Origin of the sequence: Amycolatopsis albispora (genome assembly GCF_003312875.1) — a bacterium.
Lineage (GTDB): Bacteria > Actinomycetota > Actinomycetes > Mycobacteriales > Pseudonocardiaceae > Amycolatopsis > Amycolatopsis albispora.
Window position 1 is genome coordinate 664,471 of sequence record NZ_CP015163.1, and the last position, 15,335, is coordinate 679,805.

Sequence of the window (15,335 nt, forward strand, 5' to 3'; positions counted from 1 at the left end):
GGGGTCAGGCCGCGGCACGCAACGACGCGACAGCCGCGGCGATTCCCTTCTTGTCGTAGCTGCCCGTCGGCAGGGTGGCACCGTGCGCATGACGGACGACGCCCTCCCGGTCGACGAGGAGGCTGCCCGACTGCTGCAACGAGCCGAAGACCTTCCGGCTCAGGCCCGCCAGCTCGTGCGGGCGGTCGCCGGTGAGCACCGGGAAGGGGATCCGGTGCTTCGCCTTCCAGGCGGCCGCCCGCTCGCGGTCCTCCGGCACCGCGAGCAGCACGCGGACGTCGTCGGCCGCCAGTTCGTCGGCGCGGTTGACGAGGTCACGGACGTGCCGGAGGCAGACCGGGCACGAGGTCGAGCGCAGGAAGAAGAGCAGCACGGCGTGCTTGCCCTGGTAGTCGGACAGCCGGACGGGCCGGCCCGCGGTGTCTTCCAGCACCATCCGGGGCGCCGGTGAACCGGCCTTGAGCATGGTCGATCTTCCTTTCACGAGGGGGTTGCCGTGTCGCGCAGGCTGGTCCGGAGCGCGGCCCTGGCGCGGTGCAGGTGGGACTTCATCGCCGCCGTGCTCAGCCCGAGCGCCCCGGCGACGGTCCGGCCCGGCTGGCCCAGCACGTCACGCATGATCAGCACCCGGCGCTGGACGTCGGGCAGCTCCCGGATCGCCGCCGCGACCACCTCGGCGTCGAGCCGCCTGAGCACCTCGTCCTCGGCGGATGCGACGGGATCGGTCCGGTCGTGGTGATCGGCCAGGCGCCGGGCCCGCCGGAGGCATTCGTTCCGGACCACCCGGAACATCCACGACGCGAGCGCGGCCGTGGCCCGCAGCGAGCCGATCTTCCGGTAGAGCACCAGCAACGCTTCCTGTGCCGCGTCCTCGGCGTCCTGCGGTGAAGCGCAGAGCTGACCGGCGAAGCGGCGCACGTGCGGATGAGCCCCGTGCACCACCGCGGTGATCGACTCCAGGTCACCGCCCTGAGCGGCCTTGATCAGCTGCTCACTCGCCCAGCCACGGTCCACCACGTCCTCCACCCCGTTCGAGCCACGCCGAAACCAACAACCATAAGAGGCAGCGCCCCCGCGAAAGGATTCACCTAGGCTGGCTCCGGCGAAGATCGAAAGGACGCTCCGGTGCTGGTCGATGCGCACGTCCACGTGGTGGACTTCCTGCAGGACAGGCTCACGCCGGCGGACTTCGCGCGGAAGCTGGCCGGCGCCGGCGCGGACCGCGCGGTGATCTGCGGGCTGCCGATGAAAAAGAAGTGGCCGGTCAACGAACCCCGCAAGCCGGGCTACTACCTCGACGGCAACGCGCCCTGCCAGTACTACTCGCTGACCGACGAGCTGGTGGCGAGCCTGCACGCGGAACTCCCGCCCGAGCTGGCCGGGCGCGTGGCGCCGACGCTGTGCGGGTTCGACCCCACCGACCGGCTCGCCATCGAGCACGTGGAGCTGGTGTGGTCCCGGCACGACAGCTGGCGCGGCATCGGCGAGGTCATGCTCCGCCACGACGACCTGACCAACCTCACCAGGGGTGAGAACCCGTGCGCGGACCACCTCGCGCTCGACCCGGTGTTCGACTTCGCCGCCGAGCGCGGGGTGCCGATCGCGGTGCACCACGACAGCAGCTCGCCGGGACGGCCGGGACAGCACGAGTACGTCGACCAGCTCGCCACCATGCTGCGGCGGCACCCGCGCACCACGGTGGTCTGGTGCCACGGCGGGGTGTCGCGCCGGGTGGAGCCGAAGGACCAGGGCACCGTGGTCGCCGACCTGCTCGACGCCCATCCCCGGCTGCACGTGGACCTGTCGTGGGCGCTGCTGGACCACATCCTCGACCACGGCCGCCTGATCCCCCAATGGCGCGAGCTGATCCTGGCCCGGCCGGACCGGTTCGTCTGCGGCAGCGACGTGGTGGGCCCGCGGTCGGACTGGGCGGCGGCCACCGCCCGGCTGCGTCAGCTGCTGGACGACCTGCCACCCGCGGAACGGGAGGCCGTCGCGTGCGGCAACGCGCTCCGGCTGTGGTGGCGGGAGTGAAACCTCAGGGCTTGCGGCCCACCGCGCCGACGATGCACTGCTCCACCTGGTTCAGCGGCCGCGGCCGCGGGCCCTCCGGCCACCACAGGTCGCACAGTTCGAGGTCGCCCGGCTTCTCCGGGTTCGGCGGCACCAGTTCCAGCCCGGGGAAGAAGGCCCTGATCTCGTCCGCGGTGCGGAACCGCCCCGACCCCATCGGGCTGTGGATGAAGATGTCCTCCATCCGCTCGGCGAGGTGCGCGAGTTCGTCGGTCCCGGGATTGAAGAAGTGCGCGATCGCCACGTAGCTGCCCGAGGGCAGGGCGTCCACGTACTCCGCCATCAGCTCGGCCCCGTTGTCGGCGGTGTAGTGGTGCAGCGTGCCCACCTGCAGCAGGGCCAGCGGCTCGGTGAAGTCGATGTGCTCCCGCACCACCTCGTTGCCCAGCACCTCCGACGGGGTGAAGATGTCCGCGTCGGCGAAGTGGGTGCGGTCGTTCTCCACCAGCAGCGCCTGCCCGTGTGAGATCACCACCGGGTCGTTGTCCACGTAGACCACCCGGCAGTCCGGGTCGATCCGCTGCACCACCTGGTGGGTGTTCTCCGCGGTGGGCAGCCCGGAGCCGCAGTCGAGGAACTGCTTGATCCCGGCCCGCATGGCGAGGAAGCGGCAGGCGCGGATCAGGAACTTGCGGTTGCTCCAGGCGAGATCGTTGACCTCGGGCGCCACCTTGGCGACGCGGGCCAGCACTTCGCGGTCGATCTCGTAGTTGTCCTTGCCGCCCAGTGCCGCGTCGTACACCCGCGCGATGCTGGCGCGGTTCGGGTCCACCCCCACCGGGTTCGAGCTCGGCGCCCGGTACTTGTCGGTCATCCTGCCCCTCGAAGCTCAGCCGTACGTGAGGGGCAGCGTACTGCTCGTGTCCGCTGCGTCACCACCCGCGGGTGGTACCGCTCCTGGCCAGCCGCGGGATCAGGCCACCGGCCAGCACCGCGTCGACTTGTTCGGCGGAAAGCCGGTGCCGCAGCCGGTACCGTTCGTCCTTGCTCTGGTTGCGCACGGTGACTTCCGGATGGTCCGCGTGCAGCGCGCCCGGCAGGTCATCGAGCACCAGCACATCACCCGGTTCGATCCGCTCGTAGTCACCCGGCTCGGTGAATTCGAGGGCGAGCACCCCGAAGTTGGCCAGGTTCTGCCAGTGGATCCTGGCGAACGACTTCGCCACCACCGCGCGCAGGCCGAGATACCGCGGGGTGATCGCGGCGTGCTCGCGGGACGAGCCCTGCCCGTAGTTTTCCCCGCCGACCACGATGTGCCCGGTGTCCGCGACTTCGCGGGCGCGGGCCGGGTAGTCCTCGTCGAGCCGGGTGAAGGTGAACTCGGCGAGCTTCGGCACGTTCGACCGGTAGGGGAGGGCACGCGCCCCGGCCGGGGAGATTTCGTCGGTGGAGACGTCGTCGCCGAGCTTGAGCAGCACCGGCGCCTCGACCCGGTCGGGCAGGGGCGGGAAGTCCGGCAGGGTCGAGATGTTGGGGCCCCGCACGAGGTCCTCGCGCGCGGCTTCTTCCGGCGGCAGCGGCGGGACGAGCATGCGGGTGTTGACCATCGCCTTCTCGGGCAGGTCCAGCACGGGCGGGGCGTCGCCCAGGTCGCGGGGATCGGTGATGACCCCGGTGAGCGCGGACGCGGCGGCGGTTTCGGGGGAGCACAACCACACCGAGTCGTCCGGGGTGCCGGAGCGGCCGGGGAAGTTGCGCGGGAAGGTCCGCAGCGAGTTGCGGCCCGCCGCCGGTGCCTGGCCCATGCCGATGCAGCCGAGGCAGCCCGCCTGGTGGATGCGCGCCCCGGCGGCGATCAGCTCGGCGGTGGCGCCCATCTTGGTCAGATCGGCGAAGATCTGCCGTGACGACGGATTGATGTCGAGGCTGACCTCGTGGTCGGCTTGCTTGCCGCGGAGAACGGCCGCGGCGATGGCGAAGTCACGCAGGCCCGGGTTCGCCGACGAGCCGATCACCACCTGGTTCACCGGTGTGCCCGCCGCCTCGCGCACGGGCACCACGTCACCCGGCGAGGACGGCCTGGCCACCAGCGGTTCCACAGTGGACAGTTCAATGTGGTCGGTCACGTCGTAGCCGGCGGCCGGATCGGCGCGCAGTTCGCGGAAGTCGTCCTCGCGGTCCTCGGCGCGGAGGAACTCGCGCACCGCGTCGTCGGCGGGGAACACCGTGGTGGTGGCACCGAGCTCCGCGCCCATGTTCGCGATGACGTGCCGGTCCATCGCCGACAGCGTCGCCACACCGGGCCCGTGGTACTCCACGATCCGGTTCAGCCCGCCCCGGACCCCGTGGCGGCGCAGCATTTCCAGGATCACGTCCTTCGCCGACGTCCACGGCGGCAGCTCACCGGTCAGCCGCACCCCCCAGATCTCCGGCATGCGCAGGCGCAGTGGCTGCCCGGCGATGGCGGTGGCCACTTCCAGCCCGCCCACGCCGATCGCGAGCATGCCCAGCGAACCGGCGGCGCAGGTGTGCGAGTCGGAACCGGCCAGCGTCTTGCCGGGCACGCCGAACCGCTGCATGTGCGTCGGGTGGGAGACCCCGTTGCCCGCCTTGGAGAACCACAACCCGAACCGGCGGCACGCCGACTGGAGGAACAGGTGGTCCTCGGCGTTCTTTTCATCCGATTGGAGGAGGTTGTGGTCCACGTACTGCACGCTCACCTCGGTGCGCGCGCGGTCCAGGCCGAGCGCCTCCAGTTCCTGCATCACCAGCGTGCCGGTGGCGTCCTGGGTCAGCGTCTGGTCGACCCGCAGCTCGACGGCCGCACCGGGTTCCGGCTCACCGCGGACGAGGTGCTCCTCGATCAGCTTCCGTGCCAGGTTGCGTCCCACTCCGATGGTGTACCCGCGGTCCTGGCCGGGTATTCGAGGTGTCATGAACGCGTCGCGGAGGCGGACCCGCGCGGAGTACGAGCGTGGGCTGCCGGACTATCACGACCCCACGGCCGGTTACGGCGGTGCCGCTCCGGCGTACAGCGCGCTCACCCTGCGCATCGTGCTGGCCTCGGCCGCGGTGGTGCTCTGCGTGGCCGGTGCGGTGTTCTTCGTGGCACAGGACGCGGTGTGGGGCGCCGTCGTGCTCGGTGTCGTCGCCGTGGTCAGCCTGGTCGACCTCGGCTGGGTGGTGCACCGGAAACGGCGCGGGGAACCGGGTTGACGGCCGGTGGCCGACCGTCCGGGTGATGCCCGCTGACGTGCGGTGACCAGCCGCCGCACGGGCGGTGAGTGTGCGCTTTGCGCTCGGGGCGTGCTTCTCCTACGGTGAACGCACGGTTCAAACCATGTGCCGCCCTTTCGGAGGCTTCACCTGGTTGGTGCTGTCTCCACCGTCACCACGGAAGGAGCAGCATGGACGCCACACCGCTGTTGACCGTCGAGAGCCGCTTGCTGGGAAGCACCACCCGCCTGGTCTCGGTGTGCGGTGAGGTCGACGAGAGCACGCGGCCGCGGCTGGAGGCCGCGCTGGCCGAGGTGTGGGCGCCGCCGTCGCCGTTCGCGCTGCTGGTCCACCTGCGCGATACCACCTTCTTCGGCAGCGCCGGGCTGCGGTGCCTGCTCGTCGCGCAGGCGCAGGCACGCGCGCACGGGGCCACCTTCGGCGTCTGCGATCCCTCGCGCGCGGCGGCGAGAGCCTTGAAAGCCGCCGGCCTGGACGGGGTTTCCCGTTGTACCGGGGCGGTCCGGCGGTCTTCGAGCAGCTGTCCAACTGATCAGCCACCGGAATACTTGAACGCGCAACTAAATGCGAGTAGTAGTGGCACCGGGGGCCACCCGGGTCCGCTCGCTCTGCAGAGGAGTCTTCATGCGCATTGGGTTCAGTCTTCCGGTCTTCGGCAAGGCGACGGCCACGCCGGGCGGGGTGGCGCGGTACGCGCGCGCCGCCGAGGAAGCGGGGGCCGCCAGCCTCTGGGTCGGCGACCGGCTGCTTTCACCGGTGGCGCCCGAGGTGGCCTATCCCGGCTACGACACCATGCCGGAGGAGTTTTCCATCGCCCAGGATCCGTTCATCCTGCTCGCCGTGGCGGCCGCCGTCACGGAGAAGGTGACCCTCGGCTCCAGCACCATCAACGCGACGCAGTACCAGCCCGCCACCTTCGCGCGGCAGCTGACCAGCATCGACGTGGCCAGCAACGGCAGGCTGCTGGCCGGGCTCGGCATCGGCTGGTCGCCCGACGAGTACAACGCCGTCGGCGTCCCGATGGCCGAGCGCGGCAAGCGGCTGGACGACCTGCTCGACCTGCTGGAGGCGTGGTGGACGAAGGACGTGGTGGCACACCAGGGAGTCGGTTACACCATTCCGGAGAGCCATGTCGGGCTGAAGCCGGTCCGCAAGCCGCCGGTGTACCTGGCCGGATTCGGTGAGCGCGCGCAGCGCCGGGTCGCGGAACGGGCCGACGGCTGGCTGCCGGTGTGGTCGGTACCCGAGCAGTTCCCCGCGGAAGCGCTCACCGGGGGACTGGCCAAGATCCGCGCCGCCGCCGAGAAGGCCGGGCGTGACCCGGGGGCGCTGGGCGTCGCGCTGCGCGTGAACGCCGGACCCGGGACCGAGCCGGAACTCCTCGCCGAAGCGGTGAAGAAGATCGTCCCGGCGCTCGACGCGGACCATGCCTTCGTCGACCTCACCTACCTCACCAGCAGCGTGGACGAGCACATCGAGCTCACCGGCCGCCTGCTGGACCTGATCGGCAAGGGCTGAGCGCGGCTCAGCAGGCGCGGCAGGCCGAGAACCCGGCGACGTCGAACGGCGCCGCCGGGTTCTCGTCGGTGGCGCCCACCCAGCCGGTCGCGCCACCGCGACCCCGTGCCACTCGTGGGCCATCCGGGTGACGCGGGAAAGTCCACACGTTGTCCGCAATCCTCCACAGGTGCCTTCCTAACCTGGTTCCCGTGCGCGGAAACGGAAAGAAACTGACCACACTCATCGCCGGCCTGCTGGTGGCGGCCGGCTTGGCCTGGCCGCCCGCCACCGCGACGGCCGCACCGGCGTGGCCGACGCCCACCGGGCAGGTCAGCGTGAACGGCACGATCTCGGTGCCGTCGAGCGGCCTCGACGGCGGCATGCGCCGGTACTGCTGCATCGGCGACGGCGGCCAGGAGGAGGACCAGGACCCGATGTTCCTGCTCGCTCCCGGCGCCACGCTGCAGAACGTGATCATCGGCGGCCCGGCTGGGGACGGCGTGCACTGCACGGGTCCCTGCACGCTGCGGAACGTGTGGTGGGAGGACGTCGGCGAGGACGCGGCGACCTTCCGCGGCAGCGGTGATCCCGCCTTCCTGGTCGACGGCGGCGGTGCCCGTTCGGCGGGGGACAAGGTGTTCCAGCACAACGGGGGCGGCACGCTGACCGTGCAGAACTTCCAGGCCGGCGACTTCGGCACGTTCTACCGCTCGTGCGGCAACTGCTCCACCCAGTACCAGCGCGACGTGGTGTTCCGGGACATCACGCTGACCCGGCCGGGCAACCGGGTGGCGGGCGTCAACACCAACTACGGCGACACGGCCAGGTTCAGCGGGCTCACCATCGTCGGCGACCCCGACCGGAAGATGGTCATCTGCCAGAAGTACATCGGCAACGACGACGGCGACGAACCCGACGAGAACGGCTCCGGGCCGGACAGCACCCACTGCCGCTACTCCGCGAGCGACATCACCTACCAGTAGCGGCTTCATACTCCTTTCTTGCGCACCGAAGTCGTGTCGCTGGTCAGTGGTGAGCCGTCTGCGGCGACCGGGACGACTGGCGGGACGACCTCGCCGTGTTCGTCGACCAGGAGCGAGTGTGGTTCGCCTGGGCCGAAGGCGTGGCGCTCACCCCACTGCCGAAGCGCGACGATCACCGCGAACAGGTCCTTGCCCGCGTCGGTGAGGGTGTACACGCGGCGCTTGCCCGACGGGGCTTCGACCTGGGTGATCAGGCCGTGCGTGGTGAGCTTCCGCAGCCGGTCGGTGAGGATGTTGCGGGCGATGCCGGTGCGCTGCTGGAAGTCGGTGAAGGAGCGCGCCCCGTCCATCGCGTCACGGACGATCAGCAGGCTCCACCGGTCGCCGACCACGTCCGCCGCGCGGGCGACCGGGCAGTCCGGGTCCGTCCACACCTGACGCCTCCCATGAGTTGCGAATTGAAACCATTCTGCCCTAGCCTGCGATGAGTTGCAAAATGCAACCAAACTCGGAGGTGGTTGTGGGGCGGGGAACGAGGCTGGTGCTGGCCGTGGTGTGCGGTGTGGCCGTCGCCGGGGTGTATGCCGGGCAGCCGGTGCTGGAGCCGATGGGGCGGGACCTCGGTATGCCGCGGGAATCGGTCGGCTGGTTCGTCGCCGCCGGGCAGCTCGGGTATCTCGCCGGGCTGGTTCTGCTGGTGCCGCTGGGTGACCTGCTCGACCGCAGGCGCCTGATCGCCGCGCACCTGGCGCTGGTGGCGGCCGGGCTGGCGATCGCCGCGACCGCGCCCGCGGCCTGGGTGGCGCTGTGCGGACTCGTGGTGGCGGGCGGGTTCGCGGTTGTCGTGCAGACGGCGGTCGCCTTCGCGGCGGCGATCTCCCCGCCCGGCGAGCGCGGGCGCACTCTGGGTGTGGTCACGTCGGGGGTGGTGGTCGGCATTCTCGGCGCCCGTGCGGTCACCGGCGGCCTCGCGGATCTGTGGGGCTGGCGCAGCAGCTACCTGGTGCTGGCCGTGCTCTCCGCCGTGCTCGCTGTGGTCGCCTTGGTGGCTTTGCCGACGGACCTCCGGGTGGATCGGTCCCGATATGGACAGGTGATCCGTACTCTTGGAGGATTGTTCAACAATCCTATTTTTCTCACGCGGGGACTGGTTGCGTTTTTCCTGTTCGCCTCCTTCGGCACGCTCTGGAGTGGCATGGCCTTACCGCTCGCCGCCGCGCCCTGGCAGCTGAGCGAAGCGCAGATCGGGCTGTTCGGCGTCGCCGGGCTCGCCGGTGCGCTGGGCGCCGCCCGCGCCGGACGCTGGGGCGACGCCGGGCACACCGGCCGCGTCACCGGCATCGCGCTCGTGCTGCTGCTCGGCTCGTGGCTCGCGATCGGGCAGCTCGGCTGGTCGCTGCCCCTGCTGGTGCTCGGAGTGGTGGTGCTGGACTTCGCCGTCCAGGCCGTGCACGTCGGCAACCAGCACGTGCTGACCACCGCCTACCCCGAGCGCACCAGCAGCGCGATCGGCGGCTACATGGTCTTCTACTCCCTCGGGTCCGCGTTCGGCGCCGCTGCGACCACCGCGTTGTTCGACGCGTTCGGCTGGGCCGGTCCCACCGTGCTCGGCGCGCTGCTCGCCCTCGGTGCGCTCGTCACCGCCGCTCGCGGTGGACGGTCAGCAGCCGGACCGACGCGGCGAGGCAGCTCGCGCAGCCGGACACGTGCTCGTCGACGTGCTGGATCCCTTGGTACGAAAGGTTTCCCACCAACCAGGTCGGGAGCTGCCGGCGAACCGGCCGGCAGCCGGTGTGCGCGTGGGCCTGGTGCAGCTCCGTCCGGACCCGCCTGATCAGCGCGGCCGCGCCACCGGGTGAGGTGTTCAGCACGGCGGCCAGGTCCTCGTCGGGAGCGCCGGATTCGAGGTGCCACAACACAAGTTGCCAGCGGGCGGGGAGACGGCGGAACGCGGGGCCGGTGAGCTGGGCGCGCCACCGGCGCACCACGGGTTCCGCGGCGGGCGGCAGCGGGTGGTCCACCGGGAGGCGGGAGCGCAGCAGCAGGGCCCCGTAGGCCAGCAGGTTCCCCGCACGCGCCGCGGTCAGCAGCGCCGTGTCGGTCAGGTCCTCGTTGGTGCTAGTCGGCAACTCGGTGACTTTCTCGTCGGTCTTCGGTTCGCCAGAAACGTACTCGGTGACCGGCTGGGCGAAGATCGTCAGGCACCCGAAAAACCGTGAGTAGTCCTTTGGTGGTGTCCCGGCTGGCCCGCGGTGGCCGCGTGGATCGCCACGCCCGCTGCTCGGGCGGACTTCCCTGACGCTGCGTCACCATGCTCTGTCCTTTGAGGACGGTAGGCCCGGGACCGGTCCCGGGGGTGTTTCGCTAGCATGAGGCGCATGATCAGCCGACGGTGGCGCGTGCCGGTCGTCATCGCGTGCGGTGTGCTTGCTGCGGCGGCCGTCGGCGTGACGGTCTGGCTGTCCCGCGACGAGCCGTTCGAACCCGGGGCGCCGGGCTATCTGGACCTCGCCTGCGGCCTGCATCTGCATCAACGGGACCTCAATCGCGCGGCCATCGAAGCGGACGACGCCGAACAGCAGCTCGGCTATGCCGTGTCCACGCTGTTCCTGGAGGTCGGCAACCGCGAGCTGAACACCCGGCTGCAGGACCTGTCGAACGAACTCAAGGTCGCGCTCGACGAGGACAACGACGCGGCGTTCGACCAGGCCCGCGCCCGCGCCGACGCCGAATGCGGCGAGCGCGACGCTTTCGCGCCGGAACCGGGTGCGCTGGTCGAGGTCGCGTGCGGCATCGCGGACGTGCTGGAGCCGGGGCCCGGTCCTGAACTGCTGCTCACCTCGTCGCTGATCAGCGCCGCGGCCGAACGCGACGCGCAGTACGAGGAACTGGACAAGGCCGCGGCCCGCCTGGTGCTCGACCCGGCTTCGCCGCTGGACGCCAACCATCCGGACGCCGAAGAGATCGCCGCCTTCCGGAACCAGTGCCCGGCCTAGCCCGCTGGACACGAATGTGGCTTTCGGGGCGGAAAACGCCCCGAAAGCCACATTCGTGTTCCTACAGCAGGCCGTCCGGGAGCAGGCCGAGTTGCCGCAGCTGCCCGAAGACGTCCACCACGCCCCACGTCTCGGCGATCCGGTCGCCGTCGAACCGGACGATGAAGATCTCCTTGTACGACACGGACTTCCCGGTCGGCGGGTGGCCGCGGTAGTCGCCGAGATGGGTGCCGGTGACGGTGTTGCGGAAGACGACCTTGTCCCCGGCGGCGATGGTGTCCTCGGTGGTCACCCGGATGTCCGGGAACGCGCGGAGCAGCACCTCCCACACCTGCTTGAGCGCGTCCGGCCCGCTCAGCCCGGTCGGGACGGGCGCGTGGAACAACACGTCCGGGTGCACGACCTCGTCGATGGTCTTGCTGATGAGCGCCAGGTCGTGGGTGTTCAGCGCGTCGTGGAACCGGCCGAACACCGCCTGGTTCCTGGTTTCCTGGTCGGTCGGCATGGTGCTGGTCCTCACTTCCGGTAGTTCTGGCCGGGAGGACGCCCCGGCAGCGGCTTGCCGATCAGCGCGACCGGCACGAACAGACTGAAATGGCCGATCGCCACGGTGAGCGTCCAAAGTGCCTCGTCGCTGTAGACGGCGGACGCCCTGGCGAACAGCTCGTCGGACACGCGCTCCCCGGACGGGTTCGGCGTCATCACGGCCTCCACCAGCTCCAGCGCGATCCGTTCGTCGGCGGTGAAGTACGGCGCGTCCGCCCAGGTCGCCACGGCGGTGATGCGCCGCTCCGGTTCCCCGGCCGTGCGCAGCTCGTCGGTCACCCGGACGGTCAGATAGGTGCTGCCCGCCAGCTGCGCGGCCCGCAGCTGCACCAGGCTGATCGTGGTCCGCGGGATCGGGCCGTCGCCGAGCGCCTTGACCAGTGCGCCGGACAGCGCGGTCAGTTCGGGGAACAGCTCGGCGGGATCGGGCAGGCGTGACTTCAGCTCGTCCGGCTCGATCGTGCTTGTCATGGGGATTCCTTCCGTCGCGGGTCCTTCCTCCCTTCGACAACTCAGCCGCCGCGAATGTGAGGTGGGCCGCCGTTGTCACAGTTCGGCGTGCCACCCGGTCGTAGTGATGACGACATCACGAACGAAGGAGCAGCATGACCACCACGACCGATCCCGGCCTGAGCGAGCGGCACCAGCTGGTCAACGTCGCCTACCGGCTGCTCGGCTCGCTGGCGGAGGCCGAGGACGTGGTGCAGGAGGCCTACGCCCGCTGGTACGCGCTGCCCGCCGCGCAGCGGGCGGCGATCGAGGCGCCCGGCGGCTGGCTGACGAAGGTCGCCGCGCGCCTCTGCCTCAACCTGCTCGGCTCGGCGCGGGTGCGCCGGGAACGCTACGTGGGTGACTGGCTGCCGGAGCCGCTGCCCGAACCGGGCGGCGACCCGGCCGACCGGGTGGCGCTCGACGAGTCGGTCACCATGGCCTTCCTCGTGGTGCTCGACTCGATGACCCCGGCCGAGCGGGTCGCGTTCGTGCTCCACGACGTCTTCCGCTACCCGTTCACCGAAGTGGCCGAGATCCTCGGCCGGTCACCGGCGGCGTGCCGCCAGCTGGCCACGTCGGCACGCCGTCGCGTCCGCACCGCGCGGAAGCCCGCGCCCGCCGCCCGTCAGGCGGAAGTCGTCCGGAAGTTCAAGCGGGCATGGGAAGCCGGGGACATCGGCGCGCTGGTCGGCCTGCTCGACCCGGGGGTGACCGCCGTCGGCGACGGCGGTGGCCGGGCCGGCACCCGGCGGAGCCCGGTCGAAGGCGCCGAGGAGCTGGTGCGTTACCTGCTCGCCATCGCCGAGCGGCTCAGCGCGCTGGAACTGGCGGAGTGCACGGTCAACGGGCAGCCCGGCCTCCTCGCGCGGGAGAACGGCGTGACGGTGACGGTGTACGCGTTCGATCTCGACGGGGAGCGGATCAGGAACATCTGGGCGGTGCGGAATCCGGAGAAGCTCCGCCTGTGGAACACCCGACGCGCGGGAGCGGCGTGAAGCGCTCAGCGCGACACCCGAGTGCTCAGCTCGGCACGGTTCGCAGGCTGGACGGGGTCATCGACAGCTCCCGCGTGAAAGCGTGCGTGAAGGCGGCGGGCGTCGCGTAGCCGAGGCGGGCGGCGACCTCGCTCACCGTCTCGTCACGCAGCAGCGGAACGGCGGCGAGCAGTCCCGCCCGGCGACGCCATGCCGACGGCCCGGTGCCCACTTCGCGCTGGAACAACCGGGTCAGCGACCGCTCGCTGAGCAGCGCCGCGCGTGCCCAGTCCGCGTTCGTGACGCTCACGTGCGGGTGGAGCAGGAACTCGCGGCACAGCGACCGCAGCACCGGCGACGTCGGCAGCGGGACGTGCAGCGGAAGCGGCGTGAGCGTGGCGAGTTCGTGCAGCAGCAGGTCGATCAGCGCACCGTCCCTTCCGGACACGCGATAGCCCACCGGCAGTTCGGCGGCGGCGAGCAGCAGTTCCCGCAGCAGCGGGCCCACCTCGACGACCTCGCACGAGTCCGGCCACCACGGCACCGCGGCGGGCTCGACGTAGAGGCTCGCCGTCCGGACCCCGTCCATCATCACGCGGTGCCGCGTGCGCGCCGGGATCATCACCGCCCGCTCACGCGGAATGGTCCAGGTACCGCGGTCGGTGTCGGCGACCATGGTGCCGCGTGCCGCGTACAGGAACTGCGCGCGGCGGTGCTCGTGCCAGTCGAGCAGGCAGCCGGGCGGGTAGTCCGTGGCGATCGGCAGGACTGCGCGCGGGTCGTCGTCGAGTTCGGCGACGGGAATGTTCTTCATCTGCTGGCCGATTCTCGATGGTCAGAGGCGGGCTGTCGATTGTAGGCCAGGCGTGGCCGCGGTGGACTGGACGGCATGGAGTTGCTGTTCCTCGTGGTGGTGGGCGTGCTCACCGGCGTGACCACGGTGTTGTTCGGCTTCGGCGGCGGGTTCGTCACGGTGCCGGTGATCCTGTGGGTGGACGCGTCACTCGGGGCGCAGGCGGCCGTGGTCGCCGTCGCCACCTCGTCGGTGGTGATGGTGGTGAACGCCGCCGTCGCCACGCTCGCCACCTCCCGTGACGTGCTGCGGCGCCTCCGCGGTTCGGCACGGCTGTGCGTGCTGCTCGCGGCAGGCGGGGTGGCCGGTGCCCTGCTCGCGCGCGTGGCGCCGCCCGCGCTGATCCACTGGGGTTTTGTCGCCTACCTGTGCGTGACCATCGCCGATGTCCTGCTGCGCCCGGGTTTCTTCCGCACGGCCGCGGAACCCACCCGGCGGGAGTTCCCCATCTCCTCGGCGCTCGGGGTGCCGATCGGGGCGACCGCGTCGTTCCTCGGCGTGGGCGGCAGCGTGATGACCGTGCCGCTGCTGCGCCGCGGCGGGCTGGCGATGTCCGTCGCGGCGCCGCTGGCCAACCCGCTGACCCTGGTGATCAGCGCGCCCGCGCTGGTGGTGTTCCTGCTGGGCACGCCGGAAGCGACCGGCGTGGTCGGCGCGATCGACCTGCGCTCGGCGGCGGTCCTGCTGGTTTCGGCGATCCCGGTGATCGTGCTGCTGCGACGGCGTCCGCCACGGGTCCGCGACGACGTGCACGCCTGGACCTATCTCGGCTTGCTCGTGGTGGTCACCCTGGCCGCGGTGGGCGCCGCCTGGTGACCGCGCCCACGCTGTCCGCCAGCAGGGACACCATGGTCGTGACGTGCGCGGGCGGCCGGTCGCGGTGCACGGTGTGGATCTCGCGCACCGGCCGCCTGCCGGTCAGGTCGCGCACCACCAGTCCGTCCCGCGCGGCACCGGCGAGCAGGCTGTCCGGTACGAACGACACACCCAGCCCGGCCCGCACGAGCGCGAGGATCACCGCGTAGTCCCGCGTCTCGTAGGCCACGCGCGGTGCCACGCCCGTTTCCGCCACCAGGCTTTCGAAGCACACGCGGCTCGGCGCGGTGTCGTCGCCGGAAATCCAGTCGTCCCCGGCAAAATCCTCGAACCGCGCGCGCCGGGCGGTCGCCAGCGGGTGGTCCGCGGGCAGGACCAGGCGCAGCCGGTCGGCCAGCAGCGGCCGCCGGGCGAGGCCGCGCGCTGGTGGCAGCCGGACGCCCGGATAGCGGTGCGTGATGAGCAGGTCCAGCTCACCGGACAGGACCAGGCCGTAGCCGTCCGGTGGTTCGAGATCGATCAGGCGCAACCGGGTCCGTGGATGCGCTTCGCGGAAGGCACGCAGCGCGGGCGGGAGGAGCACCTGCCCGGCGGTCGCGAAGGTGCCGATGCTCAGGTCGGTGGCGGGCAACTCGCGCAGTTCCGCGAGGGCCCGTTCGGCGGCCCGCAGCTCACCGGTGACCACTTCGCCGTGGGCGACCAGCAGCCGTCCCGCTTCGGTCAGCGCGACGCCGGTCGGCCGCCGTTCCAGCAACGTGCAGCCCGCCTCGCGTTCCAGCCTGGCGAGCTGCTGCGACAGGGCGGACGGCGTGAACCCCATGCGCCGCGCGGCGGTCGCGATCGATCCGGCGTGCGCGACCTCGACCAGGACGCGGAGGCGTTCGGCGGTGAGCATGGGTTAAGTATCGCTAACGGCGGCCAAGCA

17 protein-coding genes and 1 pseudogene are annotated in these 15,335 nt (G+C 71.2%); 9 read left to right on the plus strand and 9 right to left on the minus strand.

Features of this window, described 5'->3' with window-relative positions:
- Window positions 1-4: 4 nt before the first annotated feature.
- Both A4R43_RS03325 and A4R43_RS03330 read right to left on the minus strand, forming a co-directional pair.
- On the minus strand, window positions 5-466 hold the full coding sequence (locus A4R43_RS03325; protein ID WP_113690929.1) for a peroxiredoxin family protein: 462 nt from the start codon (window positions 464-466) through the stop codon (window positions 5-7).
- Window positions 467-480: 14 nt separating this feature from the next.
- Complete coding sequence (locus tag A4R43_RS03330; RefSeq protein WP_113697315.1) at window positions 481-1,014, minus strand: RNA polymerase sigma factor; 534 nt, start codon at window positions 1,012-1,014, stop codon at window positions 481-483.
- A gap of 111 nt (window positions 1,015-1,125) precedes the next feature.
- Here A4R43_RS03330 and A4R43_RS03335 point away from each other — a divergent pair, with 111 nt between their 5' ends.
- On the plus strand, window positions 1,126-2,034 hold the full coding sequence (locus A4R43_RS03335; protein WP_205215232.1) for an amidohydrolase family protein: 909 nt from the start codon (window positions 1,126-1,128) through the stop codon (window positions 2,032-2,034).
- Window positions 2,035-2,038: 4 nt separating this feature from the next.
- On the opposite strand, the gene A4R43_RS03340 is transcribed toward A4R43_RS03335, so the two are convergent.
- Window positions 2,039-2,887 (minus strand): SAM-dependent methyltransferase, encoded by an 849-nt coding sequence (locus tag A4R43_RS03340; protein WP_113690930.1) that lies wholly within the window; start codon window positions 2,885-2,887, stop codon window positions 2,039-2,041.
- Between the two features lie 58 nt (window positions 2,888-2,945).
- Window positions 2,946-4,904 carry an aconitate hydratase gene (locus A4R43_RS03345; protein WP_113690931.1) on the minus strand — a complete coding sequence of 653 codons (1,959 nt, stop codon included), beginning with the start codon at window positions 4,902-4,904 and terminating at the stop codon, window positions 2,946-2,948.
- 43 nt (window positions 4,905-4,947) lie between these two features.
- On the opposite strand from A4R43_RS03345, the gene A4R43_RS03350 reads away from it, so the two are divergent.
- The 4 genes and pseudogenes from A4R43_RS03350 (at window position 4,948) to A4R43_RS03365 (ending at window position 7,733) form a co-directional block, all read left to right on the plus strand.
- Window positions 4,948-5,229: a DUF6343 family protein gene (locus A4R43_RS03350; protein WP_113690932.1), complete on the plus strand. Its 282-nt coding sequence runs from the start codon at window positions 4,948-4,950 to the stop codon at window positions 5,227-5,229.
- A gap of 191 nt (window positions 5,230-5,420) precedes the next feature.
- Window positions 5,421-5,672: pseudogene (locus A4R43_RS44710) on the plus strand (STAS domain-containing protein); the annotation flags it as partial.
- Between the two features lie 202 nt (window positions 5,673-5,874).
- A complete protein-coding gene (locus tag A4R43_RS03360) occupies window positions 5,875-6,768 on the plus strand; it encodes a TIGR03619 family F420-dependent LLM class oxidoreductase (RefSeq protein ID WP_113690933.1) in 894 nt (297 codons plus the stop codon).
- Between the two features lie 191 nt (window positions 6,769-6,959).
- On the plus strand, window positions 6,960-7,733 hold the full coding sequence (locus tag A4R43_RS03365) for a pectate lyase (RefSeq protein ID WP_236808753.1): 774 nt from the start codon (window positions 6,960-6,962) through the stop codon (window positions 7,731-7,733).
- A gap of 5 nt (window positions 7,734-7,738) precedes the next feature.
- Here A4R43_RS03365 and A4R43_RS03370 read toward each other — a convergent pair whose 3' ends face one another.
- On the minus strand, window positions 7,739-8,167 hold the full coding sequence (locus A4R43_RS03370) for a winged helix-turn-helix transcriptional regulator (protein ID WP_113690934.1): 429 nt from the start codon (window positions 8,165-8,167) through the stop codon (window positions 7,739-7,741).
- Between the two features lie 86 nt (window positions 8,168-8,253).
- Here A4R43_RS03370 and A4R43_RS03375 point away from each other — a divergent pair, with 86 nt between their 5' ends.
- Window positions 8,254-9,567 (plus strand): MFS transporter, encoded by a 1,314-nt coding sequence (locus A4R43_RS03375; RefSeq protein WP_418190802.1) that lies wholly within the window; start codon window positions 8,254-8,256, stop codon window positions 9,565-9,567.
- Window positions 9,568-10,111: 544 nt separating this feature from the next.
- Window positions 10,112-10,729, plus strand: coding sequence for a hypothetical protein (locus A4R43_RS03380; protein ID WP_113690936.1), 618 nt, complete (start codon window positions 10,112-10,114; stop codon window positions 10,727-10,729).
- A gap of 61 nt (window positions 10,730-10,790) precedes the next feature.
- Here A4R43_RS03380 and A4R43_RS03385 read toward each other — a convergent pair whose 3' ends face one another.
- Together A4R43_RS03385 and A4R43_RS03390 are read right to left on the minus strand one after the other, a co-directional pair.
- A complete protein-coding gene (locus tag A4R43_RS03385) occupies window positions 10,791-11,234 on the minus strand; it encodes an ester cyclase (protein WP_113697318.1) in 444 nt (147 codons plus the stop codon).
- Between the two features lie 11 nt (window positions 11,235-11,245).
- Window positions 11,246-11,746, minus strand: a complete 501-nt coding sequence (locus A4R43_RS03390) for a carboxymuconolactone decarboxylase family protein (RefSeq protein ID WP_113690937.1) — start codon at window positions 11,744-11,746, stop codon at window positions 11,246-11,248.
- Window positions 11,747-11,880: 134 nt separating this feature from the next.
- On the opposite strand from A4R43_RS03390, the gene sigJ reads away from it, so the two are divergent.
- Window positions 11,881-12,762: an RNA polymerase sigma factor SigJ gene (sigJ, locus tag A4R43_RS03395; protein ID WP_113690938.1), complete on the plus strand. Its 882-nt coding sequence runs from the start codon at window positions 11,881-11,883 to the stop codon at window positions 12,760-12,762.
- Between the two features lie 25 nt (window positions 12,763-12,787).
- Here the strand turns inward: sigJ and A4R43_RS03400 are convergent, their stop codons facing one another.
- A complete protein-coding gene (locus tag A4R43_RS03400; RefSeq protein WP_113690939.1) occupies window positions 12,788-13,555 on the minus strand; it encodes an AraC family transcriptional regulator in 768 nt (255 codons plus the stop codon).
- A 75-nt stretch (window positions 13,556-13,630) separates the two neighbouring features.
- Here A4R43_RS03400 and A4R43_RS03405 point away from each other — a divergent pair, with 75 nt between their 5' ends.
- Window positions 13,631-14,410: a sulfite exporter TauE/SafE family protein gene (locus A4R43_RS03405; RefSeq protein ID WP_205215233.1), complete on the plus strand. Its 780-nt coding sequence runs from the start codon at window positions 13,631-13,633 to the stop codon at window positions 14,408-14,410.
- Here the strand turns inward: A4R43_RS03405 and A4R43_RS03410 are convergent.
- Complete coding sequence (locus A4R43_RS03410; protein WP_113690940.1) at window positions 14,379-15,305, minus strand: LysR family transcriptional regulator; 927 nt, start codon at window positions 15,303-15,305, stop codon at window positions 14,379-14,381. The two genes, A4R43_RS03405 and A4R43_RS03410, sit on opposite strands and share 32 nt — an antisense overlap.
- Window positions 15,306-15,335: the final 30 nt, after the last annotated feature.

What these genes read in the sequence shown, in the direction of transcription:
- A4R43_RS03390 (WP_113690937.1), bottom strand. Translation starts at nt 11,746, where the DNA reads ATGACAAGCACGATCGAGCCGGACGAGCTGAAGTCACGCCTGCCCGAT.
- A4R43_RS03340 (WP_113690930.1), bottom strand. Translation starts at nt 2,887, where the DNA reads ATGACCGACAAGTACCGGGCGCCGAGCTCGAACCCGGTGGGGGTGGAC.
- A4R43_RS03400 (WP_113690939.1), bottom strand. Translation starts at nt 13,555, where the DNA reads ATGAAGAACATTCCCGTCGCCGAACTCGACGACGACCCGCGCGCAGTC.
- A4R43_RS03410 (WP_113690940.1), bottom strand. Translation starts at nt 15,305, where the DNA reads ATGCTCACCGCCGAACGCCTCCGCGTCCTGGTCGAGGTCGCGCACGCC.
- A4R43_RS03380 (WP_113690936.1), top strand. Translation starts at nt 10,112, where the DNA reads ATGATCAGCCGACGGTGGCGCGTGCCGGTCGTCATCGCGTGCGGTGTG.
- sigJ (WP_113690938.1), top strand. Translation starts at nt 11,881, where the DNA reads ATGACCACCACGACCGATCCCGGCCTGAGCGAGCGGCACCAGCTGGTC.
- A4R43_RS03385 (WP_113697318.1), bottom strand. Translation starts at nt 11,234, where the DNA reads ATGCCGACCGACCAGGAAACCAGGAACCAGGCGGTGTTCGGCCGGTTC.
- A4R43_RS03360 (WP_113690933.1), top strand. Translation starts at nt 5,875, where the DNA reads ATGCGCATTGGGTTCAGTCTTCCGGTCTTCGGCAAGGCGACGGCCACG.
- A4R43_RS03325 (WP_113690929.1), bottom strand. Translation starts at nt 466, where the DNA reads ATGCTCAAGGCCGGTTCACCGGCGCCCCGGATGGTGCTGGAAGACACC.
- A4R43_RS03350 (WP_113690932.1), top strand. Translation starts at nt 4,948, where the DNA reads ATGAACGCGTCGCGGAGGCGGACCCGCGCGGAGTACGAGCGTGGGCTG.
- A4R43_RS03405 (WP_205215233.1), top strand. Translation starts at nt 13,631, where the DNA reads ATGGAGTTGCTGTTCCTCGTGGTGGTGGGCGTGCTCACCGGCGTGACC.